Raw genomic sequence first — 13,427 nt, 5'->3', positions numbered from 1 at the left:
CCGCGAGGACGCCGCGACGCTCAGCTGATCCATCATGCTGGCCCATTCTCGGCTCCTAAGGCCAGGGTCGGCGGTTCGGCTGCGAGTGCCTCTGCCGGCGACCGCAGCGGACGACGCGCTATCCGCATTCCATCAGATTGTCGATGATCCCAATGGTAACGACACAGCCGACTTTCTGTTCTTGCCGGTGAATGACGCCAGCACCATGGGTCCCGATGACCGCGGGTCCCATTGGTCGTTGCTGCTGGTGGACCGCCGCGATCGCAACAATCCAGTCGCCTACCACTATGACTCCGCCCGGGGACGCAATGACAGACCCGCAGCAATGCTCGCAGCGCATGTGGGAGCCGAAGACAACCTGCAAAACGCCCCGATACGCCAGCAGAGGAACGGCTACGATTGTGGTGTCTTTGTGCTCGACGGTACGCGGGCGCTGGCCAGGCGGTTGGCGGGCAGACGTCAGCCAGACCTGAACCTAAGCAATCTCGTCCTCGACCGGCAGGCACTGCAGAACCGACTGAGGGGTTGATATCGGCGGAAAGGGCAGCTGGTTGAACTCTCGCCATAGAAGGTCCGCAATCGGCACGTTCGCAAGGCATCGCGGTGGCGCAGAGCGTGGGAGCGGACGCAAGAGCTAAGGCTGTTTTCGGAGGCGGAAGAGCCTGATGGGCGATTTCGGAGACGACGTGGTCGACTGTCTCCTGTCGTCATCAAGCGATCCGGTATCATCGTCCCCAAATAACCGCAGCTGGTCTGAAGGCCCCGCTGCGCGCCCGTCTCGTTGAGATCTCGCGCCACCATTGCTCCAAGGATTGACGATCACAAGGCAGCAGCGTGCCAACGCCCGCGGTGAAGGTTCGTCAGTCGGCAAGGCATTTTCTCGGAACGGCTATCAGGACTGGTACGCCTTGGGTGATCGCGTCAACGAAATCGGCGCGCAGGCCCCGGCCAGCGGCTTCTTGTTTGGCGAATTTGTTGATCACGAGAAGATCTATATTGTTGCGAAGTGCCCGGGAAACGACAGCTGCGGCCTCAGCAAGCCCATTTGTGTCGAGATTACAGGACATAGCTCCGCTGCCGAGTGGCTGGGAAATCGAGATCTCTTGTCCTGTCGCAACATCGATTGCGAGCATGACGTGCGTGCCATTTGCGCACCTCGCGTGTCGCTGCACGATACCGCCGATGCGTACGCCTTGCTGCGCGATGTCCTGCGCGAAATCGGCGAGTAGCCTATCAACATCGTCTTTTGGACGGTAGAGAATAGCCCCCACACTATTCGGATCTATCTCATCCATATTATCGATCACGGCCGGGTCCCTGTTGATGTGTTTCTCGTATCGGGACATAGCTGTCGAACGCTCTCATGCGGATCGTGGCAGGCGTTGCAAGCACCGCTCGGCAGCCGCGAGCGGAACGGCGCGCGCGATCTCCGCAAAAACGTTCGCTCCATTGCTGAGCCGTAGCGCATCAAACGAGCGGCGCGTGATGCGCGCCAAAAGCGGCGCGCCAGAACGGCAAGTTTCAAGAGCCAGAACCAAGGTGACCTCCGCCTCGTCGAACGGCAGAAAGGCTTTGATGCGTGCCGGAAATACATTGAGGATAGAGCTTGCACGTGGGGGCTCGCACGCGATGCTGACATCGCCGGCTGCGATGCGCAGCCGCAGCTGCGCGCCCGGTCTAAGCGGCACTCCAGGTATCAGAAGGCGCGCCCCGTTGAGGCGGAGCATGATCAGCCCGTAGCGCCCATCATAGCCGCCGACCAAGGTATCAAGACAGACTGCCGCTTCGCCGCGCCCGGCAAGCGCCGGATCGGTCTGAACGATGTTGAGCGGCCCGGCCGCAGTCACGACGCCATCTTTCATCATGACAAGATGATCGGCAAAACGCTCGATATCAGCGTAATCTTGGGTGATGTAGATCATCGGCAATGGGAGGGTTTCCCGTATGCGCTCGAGAAATGGCAGGATCTCGCATTTGGCGGCGCGGTCTAGCACAATGAGTGGATCGTCCAGCAAAAGTAGCTGAGGCTGGCCCAACAGCGCGCTGCCAAGGGCAAGTCGCTGTCGCTCGGCCGCCGAAAGATGTGATGGCGAACGCTCGAGCAGCGGCGACAAGGCGAGCAATTCGACCACCCCATCAAAATCGATTAGTGTTGGTGTCGATGTTGACGCCTTGTATAGGAGGGTGCGCCGTACAGACCAATGAGAAAGAGGAATTGGTGGTCGGAATACATATGCGACGGGACGCAGATGAGGCGGTCGAAACTTTGTCTCATCCTGCCAAATCTCTCCATCGACCGCACAAAATCCAGTCGGCACATGCTGCACGCCAGCGATGCAGCGCGCGAGTGTGGTCTTGCCGCACCCGGGCGGACCAAAAATTGCTGTGACGCCTTTGGCCGGCAGGATGAATTGCGCATCTAACGGAATGTTCGCGAGAGAGCCGTTGAACGCAACCTCAATATAGCCCGTTCTTGCTTCTCTCATGAACCTGCGCCTGTGCTGTATCTTCCCATCCAAGTCACGAGCACAGCTGCAATAGAGATGATCGCCGTGCCTTAGATAATCCGGCCGGTGCCGCTCCAGCACGGCGTCTCTGCTCGCCTGAGGGCATAAGCTGCGGCGGTGGACTGCAGATCTGTGTTAAGATCAGAGGCTTCCTGAGCATCTCCGCGCCGCGAGGATCGTGACAGTCGGACGCTGCCCAGTGCGCTTGCCAATGAGAGGCAAAGCGCCTCTCCCTTAGCGCGAGGTTTTCAGCCTGCTTCGCCGGCCCGGAGGCTTTTGCTGAATGTCCAAATTGCGCGGCTCGAGAGGTTTGGCGGTAAAGATGCCGGCTCAGGCCAGAGCTGAATACTGGCTCGGGGCCCGAAATCCGCATCAAGGATCCCACGGCTTTGCGAGCCGATTTGAAGTTTGCGCCGGGAGCTACGGTCATGGCTTCTGCATTCTCGGGTGCGACCAGCATCAAAGCCAGATCGATCAGGATGAATCGGATAAATCTCATTGAAACTCCGGCTCCCCGCGCCCCTTCTTTGGCGGCGACTGATTGATCCCTACCCAGCAATCCGCGTGCCGTTTCAAGGAATATCTGCGCGTCTTGCGGCAAGGGAGGTTTTGTATCGGTCTCCACCCGACATCTTAAGTCGTCACATCTTATTGTAGGACTGTGGACGCTCGCGTCACCATGCGCACATGTAGGAGCTACCACGTGGAAGCTGAGGATGATCCATCGCCTTTTGGATTGGGGATGGTGCTTTGGCGAACATGCGGCCGTAAAACTCGTCAATGAGGGACAAGTGGATGCCATCCGATGGCGCACGTTCCGATCTGTGCGGAGGAGAAGGTCGGCGGCCGGGCGCTTGGAAAAAGGGCTGATGTGAGATGATATGCGGTGCCCGCGAGCTACGGCAGAACGTCTCCTAGCAGCACGGGTTGCCGACGTATTTCAGGGCGCGCGGGCCTTCGTTGCCTCGCGAGTCGACGCAGGATTGAGCTGCCCAAGACGGATGACTTGACCGGCGCCTAAGGAACTCTGGCGTCGGCGACGAACGGGTTGGGGCTTGAGGTCCGCAATTTGAGCCTGCTGAATGCTCCAGCTTGGATCGCCTACGCTATCGTGAAGGCCTATTTGTCTAAGGAGGACGTTGGCGTTGCAATGGTGCGCGTGGGCAGTATCGGGTACTCGATCTTCGGCAGCTGCCCGGTGAGCGAATTCAGAAAGGCGACAATCTCGTCAGTTTCTTCATCGCTGAGCTTTGCTCTAAGCTGAACCTCACTCATGACGCCGACCGCTTGCTTAAGACTCCAAACTTGACCAGAATGAAAGTAGGGCGGACGCAATGCGATGTTGCGCAATGGCGCCGAGCGGAAAACATACTCGTCGCCGGGATCCTTAGTGACGGCAAAACGACCCTTGTCTTCCTTTGGAAGCAGGCTTTCGGCTGGCCCTTTAATGACGCCGAAGCGAAAATAATCCTGTCCACCGACGTTAATTCCGTTGTGGCAAGAGGAACATCCCTTTTCGATGAATAGCTTTAGCCCGGTTTTCTGCTGATCGCTGAGAGCATATTCATCGCCCTCGAGGTACTGATCGAAGGGGGCGGCGGGAGTAATCAAGATTGCCTCGAAAGCCTCGATGGCCTTGGCGAAATTTTCAAACGTAACGGGCGCCACTTCGTTTGGAAAAGCCTTACTGAACATAACGACATAATCGGTCATTGAATTCAATGTTTTGAGCACGTGATCGGGCGTCGCATTCATTTCGACGCTGGCCTGGACAGGGCCTGCGGCTTGCGCCTTAAGATCCGCCGCTCGACCATCCCAGAACTGCGCCACGTTGAAGACCGCGTTATAGACTGTTGGCGCACGACGTGACCCCAGCTGCCAACGATGACCAATCGACCTCCGGCCGGCATCTACCCTGCCCGTCCCAAGGTTATGACACGTATTGCAGCTAATAACGCCGCTCGCCGATAGCCTCGAATCGAAAAATAAGGATTTGTCAAGTGTGATCTTTTCATGGGTGATAGGATTGTCCTTCACCGCTGGAGCGACTGAGGGAATTGGCTTGAAAATCCGCTTGGCGACGCGCATCAAATCCTCATTGGCGCCTGCTGCGGGGGAAACCAGAATGGCTGAGGCCACAACACTTAACCTACCGGCCCTGGAAAGCTCGCGTACCGCTTCCTCATGTGATGTCTCGCTTTTCTCCTAGATCGTGGAATCGCAAACATAGCGCTCGGTCCGCGTCCGCCCGCAGAACGACGTGCAGCAGTCAGCGAATGGTGTCTTCCGTATGCTGGGCTAGGCTGCACCCAGGCCGACGCTCCGCCGGTGCTATAGCAACCAGCGTGCCAGGGGGCTCAAGGTCGAAGCCTACTGAGCTGGTTTCAAGCAATTGCGTACTGTGAATTGCAGCAAGCGGCTTGAGGCTGTCGAATCAACGGTACGTGACCCGTGCGACGAATCATCATCCAGCCACAGGAATCCTGGCCTGTCGGTCCACGCCTCCGTGCTTCTCGGAAACTCACCCGTACGGCACTCTTTGACTCTGCAGGTCAGCTGGCTGGGACCGCGAACAAAGCGAGCTGCGCCGGCGCAGCTTGTCGCTGCTCGGCTCGATGCGTGCGCTTTGAGCTTCAACCCCCACCCCGCGGTGCAGTCGGTCAGGCGTGCAGTTGTCAGGAGTTCGTCCTACTGCCACCAAATGTGGGTATGCCCGTCTCAGCACGTATTCACACGTGCCGGACGCTCAAAGTCCTTGAATCGACCGTGGCGTCAGGTTGTAGGCATTACGAAGTAGAACGCCACCGGGGAGACAGCATCGCCACACATGCGCTAAACGGCCAATCTTTGCCGTACCTCCGTCTTCGCAATGAGCGTGTTGCGCGTGGCGGGACGATGGAGGCCTTAATCATTGCGGCTGCCCCGCAACAGGCGCGATCATGGCTGCCGACGCGCCGTATCCGGCAAACAGATGACGCTCGCGGGGCAAAGAATAATAGTGAAGGATATGCGACTTAAGACAGGTTTGGTGAATAAAGAGCAACGAATGAGCTGGATTTGCAATGCGCATTGCTGTGCATCCGCCCTCGCTGTGATCGTGATCGCGATCGCGGCCACGTGGTGCACAGAACAAGCTCGTGCGCGAGATCGTGGGGCCGAGCAAGTCTTAATGTCATGCAGACTAGACGTGATGCGCTTCTGTGACCGCTTTAGAGGGCCTAGCGATGTGGAGGTAGCCATCTTTTGCCTTAGGGACAATTTCAAGAATTTACGCGGCGAATGCCGCCGCATCATGCCAATTGCGGCGGAGAGAAAAGAAGGACCAAGACGGCGTCTCAATAGGCTTCCGGTCGTCCTCCATCGAGAGTGAGGCGTCCGAGTGGCAGTTGCAGAAATTGAGCGACAGTGAGGTGTTCAGACCTGCGGGCCAGAGTTTGGCCGAAAGTCGATCGGGCTGAAGCATCAGCCTGCCGCGCCGCAGTTCATCTATCCGGGGGCTGAGCTCCGTGAATCGATTGGCCCCGATCAGCGATCGATGTGCGCCCACGCGTGCTACGAGATTGCATGCGCTCTGAACTTCAATTTCGTACTGAAGCAGTTGCGCTCTTCAGCGCTGCAGCGATCCGCCGACTTTGGGCCCGCCGTGAGATTGCCATCGACTTGGTCGTAGCTGGTCGGAAGGACAATCTGTGTAACTGCGGTGGTTACGGCAGGACATCTGCAGGAATTCGTGCTGCCCATCAATCTATGGCGTTGTGGTCGGCAACGAAGTATTTTCCGGCAGGCTATAACTGGCAAAAGATCGCCGGAACGTTAGCGTTGGAGGTTGTTCCGTCGTGGTCTTCTTCAGGTGTCTCAGCTGGAGAATAGCCCGTTTTCGACTGCCGGGCTAAAGACACAGATAGAGCCAGGAAACCTCTTTTGTTATCCGCCCATCGACTTCCCGAAGGAACTGCTTGATGCCATTGCGGCGTTGTCGATGGGCGCTTCAGGGGAATCAGTTTGCCCGATCGTGATGCTCTTGGCCGAATACCGTTTCGGGCTCAAGGTCAAAGGAAACGCCGTCGCCAAGAGCCATTCAAAGGCAGAAAGTTGTTCAACCAGACGATTCTCGACGGCCTTGCGCTCCGCGCCAGGTAGGTCCGTTTTAAGGAGTCGACGGCACCGCCAGATTTCGCTCCGCAGGGATCTGATCTCACTTAATGCATCATCAATTGGAGTCATCACAGATGCTTCGTCCCTGGAGTATCAAGCATAGCGCTGGTCATCGAGCGGCCATTCCTTCGCTCCGCATTCCTGCCGAATAATTGCATCCGAAGACTCGCGACTTTCCCGCCCGTTCGTTCGGTGAGCAAAGATACGCAGTCCACTGAAGGGTCGTAAATCGAAATTCATGCGTTCGAGACCCTTGAGAGCGCCATCGAAGCGACCCATAGACCTGACGCATAGATGGCAGGCAGATCGGAATCTCAAGTAGCCCTTGTGCAACGTAGGCTGTCGATATCCGTGCCCCGAGATCGATAGACCTTTCGCAACATCACACTCGAATCCAGATCGCGAAACATGCTGTAGTTCCGTCGGATCCATTGATGCAGCTCGGTGGACCAGTCATTCTCGTTGCGTAGATATCCAGTGAAGGAAAAGCCAAGCCGGTCTATATATCTCTTGAGGAACAGCGGAAGCGCGGGAATCCGAAGCACCCGCTCGCCGTCCATCGCTTCAGGTAATTCGCCACGAAGCACGAATTCATTGTGGACGGTGACCAGCGACGCCGCCGGAATTCGCCGCCGCAGCATTTCATAACCGCGAAAGGAGATGCGGTCAGCGCCTGCGATGAAGAGAATGATGGGGGCGACATAGCAGCGCGCCGTCTCCTTCATGAAGCCGATCTCTTCGCACATCCTGAAGAATTCGTCGAAGGCGTGAAAGCCGAGATCGATTACCTTGGCGACCCGGTCGTGGATGATAAGAGGGTCCATCAGCTGCATCTTGCCATAAGTGTCGATCACATCCGCGGTCTCCGTGATGTTAGGGAGGTAGTCGAGCAACGACGGCTCTTTCAAGTTGACATCAAACGACAGTGCTGTGCCGTTTTTCAGCAGCAAGAACTCGCTCATGGCCCGAGCGATGAGAGTTTTACCGACCTGCGGGCTAGGAGAGCAAATGATGTAGATGGGGGTCGCTAACATAGCCAGCAGATCAATTTCGTTTCGTACGTGGGCCCGACCTGAGCTCGCCGAAATGCGACTACTTCTCGCCGGGCCGGGTAGCGGACTTGGCGCCGGCCAATTCCGTCAAGTTGATGCGATCAAATTCGCTCCAGACATTTGCCAGCCAATGCCGGACATAACCGCGCAGCACGAAGGAGTTGTTCGCGGGTTCATCGTTCCGCCCCTTGTTCGCGACGAAGTCTACGAATGGGACGGATGCAACTTCCACCTGCTCATAAGCCATCTCGTTGAGCTTCGGTATGACCAACTCAGTCGCATGTTTGATGCGGTGAAAATAGGAATTATAGGTCGCTTGATCCCACTGGAAGAATTGAGTGTCGTTGATGAAGTTCTTGACTAGGTAGTACTTTGCGCCGTTCATGAAGGTCGCGGTCTCCGCGATTTCGTCTAACGAAGCGATGGATGATCCCAGGATATGGAATACGGCGAATGTTATCTGGCCAGACCGCGCTGAGTCCAGAAATCCGATGTCGCGCAAGGAAGCCAGCGCAGAGGACAGTAAGCCTGCGCGAGCATCAATGACAGTGACGGACAGCCCTGAGTTCAGGGTATCGAAGATCTTCATCTGGTCCGCTGTCGCCGTCATGTCAACGATCTCGGTGATCTCGGGATAAAAGCGCTTCAGCGTTCCCCGCGGCGACTCCGTGTCGAATGCGCGTGTTTGCACGTTGTTGACGCTGAAGTAGTCCAGTAGCGTTCGTGATACGGTGGTTTTGCCGACCCCTCCCTTGTCCGCACCTACCACAATTACAACTGGCTTCACCATGGAAATCTCCTGAGACACTCGCTATTGCCGCGCGCAAACTGCGCAACCGACGCGTCTCTGCTTTGGATGCGAACATGGCAGAAAGAAGGGGCAATGAACCTTCGGATGAGAGAGATCTGCAACCGATGAACATTTCAACATCAAGCGAGTGACGGCCTTGGATTGCAATGACGATGCAAGCCGATAATGGTGAGTAAATCACTCGTGGTGGTGATCTAGGTGAGGTTTGTAAGCGGCTGGAATGCGTGCCGCCAAGAACCAATGGCCTGCCTGTGGTGATCGTTGCGTTGCCATAAGTTATCTATCGACGCGCTATCTAGATTGGCATAAAGCGACCGAATCTTACGTAGCGTTAGATTGCGAGCTCGGGGAAGAAAAGGTGGTGTGCTACGCGGTACGACTATGGCTTGGTAAATCATCAAAGGTCCGCTGGAACAGATCGTCGTCTTTTCGGCAGACAATGACCCTGAACGAGCGAGCTCTCACTCTGCTAAAGAGATCGAGATGTGCGAGCGCTGAAACGGGCTGCTGACGCAAATAGCAAGCACACATCTGTTCGCGTCGAGCCGAGATTATCGTCTCATGGAGAACGAGATCGAAGGCTGAGCGGGCACGCCCGACGGCGCAACATCGGTGGCAAGCGAGATCGAGGACGCTGCGTCAAAAGAAGGCCGGCGTCGAGCGAATAGGACCGGCGATCCTCCCCTCGGGCGCTGCGGGAAGCTGCGCGGAATGAACGATGGCCTGGCGCGTGTGCGCTCTCGCTGGGCCGCTTCCTGGGGGCGTCGGACGGTGTACGTTACCGTTTTGAAGCGCCCACTCTGATCACCCTTTCAGTTTACTCGGGCAAGCCCGCCTGAAAGGGAATGCGAGGTGCGCGTCCACTTCTCGTTTCTTCTGGTCGGTGGCGCTTTATATAGTTGGTCTGCATATTCGGCCTCGGCGTAAAGCTACACCACGCTTGCCTTCATATGGGGCAACCACCGGAGTCTGCCAGACATTCCCTAGGTTTGCGCTGGAGGGGCATCGATGCCGCTGGCGCCACGGTACAGCCCTGCCGGCTTAACGCAGCTCGAGCGCAGGCCGAAGGCGATCGAAAGTAGCGATCCTCTGGCGCTGCGAAGAGCTCCGATGCGGCCATCGCTGATAGCCTGGAAATGGAGAATTGGGACAAGCCATTTGGTAAGGGGTTATTTCCACGCCTGAGCTATTGCCCAATGGCAGGACGACAGTGCCTCAACTTACTGTTCGCCGGGGCTATTTTCTATCTTGCATTTGGTTGCCCTGAAGACTTCAACCCGGACTACTTATTTGGCAACGCGATTGAGCAAAAACCGTGCTCGAGCGGCCGCATGGTAGCTGTCCGCGAGCTAAAGGCGGGTGGCTAGGCGCACTCTGTGCGGAGCAGCCAGGTGCTTGCTAAGCGCCTGGCTGCCAGAAAGTCAATTCGGTGGCGCCATCGGAGCGGCATTTAGCTGCCGGGCCCCTGGCGGAAGTATGGTCGCCGATGGCACGGTGGTCGGCTGCGTTGCGTCATTTGGAGAGCGGCCAACGATAATCGTGAGCAGACCATCGCCCCACAGCCGCCGCGCTGCTCTCTTGGCGTCTGCCAACGTCACCCCATCGACCACGGCGTTGTGCTTTTCGAAATAGTCGATGGGCAGCTTGTCAAGCTGCTGCTGCTGCAGCGTCCGCGCAAGCTTTGATGATGTGTTGAGAGCCAGCATTTGCGAGCCCTTCAGGTAGGACTTTGCATCATCGAGTTCCTGCTGAGTCGGTCCTTTCTCAGCGATGTGGCGGACCTGCTTCTCGATTTCTTCGACCGTTTCGTCGGCACGATCGGCGCAAGTGCCGCTATTGCCGAGAAACATGGCTGAATGATCCAGCCAGACCAGGTTCTCACGAACGGAGTAGGCTAGTCCGCGCTTCTCGCGGACTTCGCGGAACAAACGCGACGTCAGGCCGGCGCCGCCGAGGATGCGGTTGACCACATAGGTGGCCATGAAATCGGGCTCGGTGCGACGGACGGCTGGACCGCCAAAAGTTACAACTGTCTGCGGAACGTCGAGCGGAAAAAAGACCCGCTGCGGCGGCTTTGCTGCGATGACGTCGGAAACCGGCGTCGCTTCCGCTTTGGTCGGCAGGCTGCCAAAGGTTTTGTCGAGCAGCTTGCAGAGGACCTCTGGATCGACGTCGCCGACCACCGCGAGCTTGAGCGTGTCTTTTGCGAGCACGCGTCGGACATAGCCCTTGAGATCCGCGACTTCGACCTTCGGCACGCTTTCCAGCGAGCCCCCGACTGGGCGAGCATAAGGATGATTGATAAAGGCGACCTCGAGGAACTTGCGATGGGCCAGAGACGAAGGATCGGTCGAGTCGTGCCGAAGGCTCGCAAGCACAGTGGCACGGATCCGTTCGACATCGGCCGCGTCGAAACGGGGCGAGGTTAGCGCCATCCGTAAAAGGTCGAAGGCGTCGTCTGCGTTGTCCTCGAGCGTGCGCAAGGAACCGCGGAAGTGATCATGGGTCGAGTGAAAATGCAGATCAATGGCACGATGCTCGAGCCGCTCATGAAAGGTCTTGAAGTCAAGCTCGGCGGAACCCTCCTTGAGCAGGCCAGCAACCATGTGGCTTACGCCAGGTTTTTGTTCGGGGTCCTGAGTCGCGCCGCCGGTGAAGGCAAATTCCATCGCGATCAACGGGACAGTGGAATCCTGCACGAACCAGGCTTCTATACCGCAAGACGAAACCAGGCGCCTGATCCTGGTCCGGGCATGCGTCCTTGTGGCGGCAAGCGAATTGGGCGAAGCGAGCGTGGCGATTGAGAGCGAGCTTGCCCCAAGGAGGACCTCACGTCGTGTGCAAGGATGGATCATTAGAGCTTCTCCCCGTGTTTTACGGTGGACTCTTTGATGAGATAGCCGGTCACCGCTCGTTTCTTGTCGAACCATTTCCGCGCGGCCCCCTGCACCTGCTGGGCACCGACCGCGCGGATGCCATCCGGCCAGCCCCGAATATCGTCGATGGATAGTCCCGTTGTGAGGCCGCGGCCATACCAGCGTGCGAGCATCTCCTGATTGTCCTGGGCGTAGGTTACCCGCGCGATCAGCCGCGTCTTGACCCTCTCGAGATCTGCGGTGCTCGCGGGATTACCCGCAATGTCGGCTATTACCTCGTCGATGGAGCGCTCGATCTGGCTGAGTTTGACGCCGGGTTTTGGTACGGCAGAAGCCGCGAATAGCGAGGGATCGAGCGCGGCCGAGTGGTAACTCGCTCCGGCAGTGACCGCGAGCTGCTTTTCGACCACCAGCGAGCGATAGAGGTATGAGTTGACACCGCCGCCCATCAACTGCTCGAGCACGTCAAGCACTGGACCCTCGCCGGCGGCCGCGGTGTGAGCCGATGGTACGAGATAATAGCGGTGCAGGGCTGGCTGCTCGACGCGGGCATCGGCCAACGTCACTGTGCGCGGCGCGGCCGACGTCGGCTCCTACGGCCGAAGGCGTTCCAGGGGAATTGATGCTTGCGTGGGGATGGCGCCAAATGTCTCCGTCACCACCGAGCGGATTTTCTTAGGGGCGACGTCGCCAGCGACGATCAGGATCGCGTTGTTCGGTGCATGAATGCGCTTGTAGAAAGTAAGCGCATCCTCTCGGGTAAGCTTTTCGATTTCGTGGCGCCACCCGATAATCGGGCGTCCATAGGGGTGGTTGAGGTAAAGCGCCGCCATCATCTGCTCGGCGAGACGTTCACGCGGATTGTTGGCGACGCTCATATTGAATTCCTCCAGCACGACGTCGCGCTCGGAAAGCACGTCCTCATCTTTGAGGATGAGACCGGTCATGCGGTCGGCTTCAAATTCCATCATCTTGCCGAGGTGCTCGCGCGGCACGTGCTGGAAGTAGCTGGTGTAGTCGAGCCCGGTGAAGGCGTTCTGATTGCCGCCGGCGCGCAGGACGGCCTTGGAGAATTCATTCGCTGGATGTTTGGAGGTGCCCTTGAACATCAGGTGTTCGAGGAAATGCGCAAGCCCCGATTTGCCAGGCGGCTCGTCGGCGGAACCGACCTTATACCAGATCATCTGAGTCACAACGGGTGTGCGATGATCCGGGATCACGACCACCTGGAGGCCGTTCTGAAGCGTGAAGCTAGCTGGTCGATCCGATCTGACCGTGTCGGCAAAGACGCCCTCCCCTTTAGGAAGATATAAGTCAGTGCTATCATCCATTCTGTGCTCGACCGCCAGCGCGGTAGGCGTCGTCGTGCCAGAGGCATTAGTGGCGGTACCTCCTGCCTTGGCGGTGACCGAAATCAGATTCTTCATGGTATCGCCTTTCATTCCATGCTGATCAACGTTCATGGCAGACAAATCCGACAAAGCGCGGAGCCGCTAGTAGCCCTGCACAGTGATTATGACTCTTTGGAAGAGTTGGGATAGGCGCGGCCCATTTTGGCTCGGGCCGTGTCCGTGTTGAACATCCATTTGATGCGGGAGCGTGCGGCATTCCTCTGCCGTTCCCAGGCGGCGATTTCGCGGCGCAGTCGCTTGGGGTCGTCGATCCTGCGATCGAGGCACTGTCCGCGCAAGACGCCGATTTCGATCTCGACCATGTTGAGCCAGCTTACGTGCTTGGGGGTGTAGTGGAACTCAAGCCGGCGCAGTATCCGTCTGGCTTCGGCAGGCGGGAACGCCTGATACAGGCGCCGGCGGAGTGGGTCGATAGATTGTTTTGGACGACCCGGATGGTCTCGGCGTCGGGATAATGGACGTCGACGAGTTCGCGCATGCATCGGGCGTAGTCTTCTGCCGCACGGTGCTCGGTGACTTTGACCTTGCGCCAGGGGCGATGCACGTCGAGCAGGACGAAGAGGTTGACGGTGCCATTGCGCCGATACTCGTAATCGTAACGTTCGAGCCGGCCG

9 protein-coding genes and 2 pseudogenes are annotated in these 13,427 nt (G+C 57.8%); 2 read left to right on the top strand and 9 right to left on the bottom strand.

Annotation, left to right across the window (positions count from 1 at the left end):
- The first annotated feature begins 85 nt into the window (after positions 1-85).
- The gene (locus E4K64_RS41370; RefSeq protein ID WP_235884895.1) at positions 86-529 is read left to right on the top strand and encodes a Ulp1 family isopeptidase; all 444 of its coding nucleotides are present in this window, start codon (positions 86-88) and stop codon (positions 527-529) included.
- 331 nt (positions 530-860) lie between these two features.
- Here the strand turns inward: E4K64_RS41370 and E4K64_RS35625 are convergent, their stop codons facing one another.
- The 3 genes from E4K64_RS35625 to E4K64_RS35615 form a co-directional block, all read right to left on the bottom strand.
- Positions 861-1,307, bottom strand: coding sequence for a DUF2478 domain-containing protein (locus tag E4K64_RS35625; RefSeq protein WP_347338648.1), 447 nt, complete (start codon positions 1,305-1,307; stop codon positions 861-863).
- 54 nt (positions 1,308-1,361) lie between these two features.
- Positions 1,362-2,486: a molybdenum ABC transporter ATP-binding protein gene (modC, locus tag E4K64_RS35620; protein WP_126261671.1), complete on the bottom strand. Its 1,125-nt coding sequence runs from the start codon at positions 2,484-2,486 to the stop codon at positions 1,362-1,364.
- A gap of 1,140 nt (positions 2,487-3,626) precedes the next feature.
- Positions 3,627-4,634, bottom strand: a complete 1,008-nt coding sequence (locus E4K64_RS35615) for a cytochrome-c peroxidase (protein ID WP_430642559.1) — start codon at positions 4,632-4,634, stop codon at positions 3,627-3,629.
- Positions 4,635-6,071: 1,437 nt separating this feature from the next.
- Here E4K64_RS35615 and E4K64_RS35605 point away from each other — a divergent pair.
- A complete protein-coding gene (locus E4K64_RS35605; protein WP_126261672.1) occupies positions 6,072-6,377 on the top strand; it encodes a hypothetical protein in 306 nt (101 codons plus the stop codon).
- 54 nt (positions 6,378-6,431) lie between these two features.
- Here E4K64_RS35605 and E4K64_RS35600 read toward each other — a convergent pair whose 3' ends face one another.
- From E4K64_RS35600 to E4K64_RS35575, 6 genes and pseudogenes are all read right to left on the bottom strand, one after another.
- Positions 6,432-6,731, bottom strand: coding sequence for a hypothetical protein (locus E4K64_RS35600; protein ID WP_235884893.1), 300 nt, complete (start codon positions 6,729-6,731; stop codon positions 6,432-6,434).
- Between the two features lie 245 nt (positions 6,732-6,976).
- Positions 6,977-7,696, bottom strand: a complete 720-nt coding sequence (locus E4K64_RS35595; protein ID WP_126261674.1) for a hypothetical protein — start codon at positions 7,694-7,696, stop codon at positions 6,977-6,979.
- A 58-nt stretch (positions 7,697-7,754) separates the two neighbouring features.
- Positions 7,755-8,504: a P-loop NTPase family protein gene (locus E4K64_RS35590; protein ID WP_126261675.1), complete on the bottom strand. Its 750-nt coding sequence runs from the start codon at positions 8,502-8,504 to the stop codon at positions 7,755-7,757.
- Positions 8,505-9,946: 1,442 nt separating this feature from the next.
- A complete protein-coding gene (locus E4K64_RS35585; RefSeq protein WP_126261676.1) occupies positions 9,947-11,380 on the bottom strand; it encodes a M16 family metallopeptidase in 1,434 nt (477 codons plus the stop codon).
- Positions 11,380-12,732 (bottom strand): annotated as a pseudogene (locus E4K64_RS35580) (M16 family metallopeptidase). Before E4K64_RS35580 ends, E4K64_RS35585 begins: the two are co-directional and overlap by 1 nt.
- 182 nt (positions 12,733-12,914) lie before the next feature.
- Positions 12,915-13,427, bottom strand: a pseudogene (locus E4K64_RS35575) (transposase); the annotation flags it as partial.

It is taken from the genome of Bradyrhizobium frederickii, assembly GCF_004570865.1.
Lineage (GTDB): Bacteria > Pseudomonadota > Alphaproteobacteria > Rhizobiales > Xanthobacteraceae > Bradyrhizobium > Bradyrhizobium frederickii.
The sequence above is the reverse complement of the archived record's forward strand: the minus strand, read 5'-3'. Positions and strand labels throughout refer to the sequence as shown.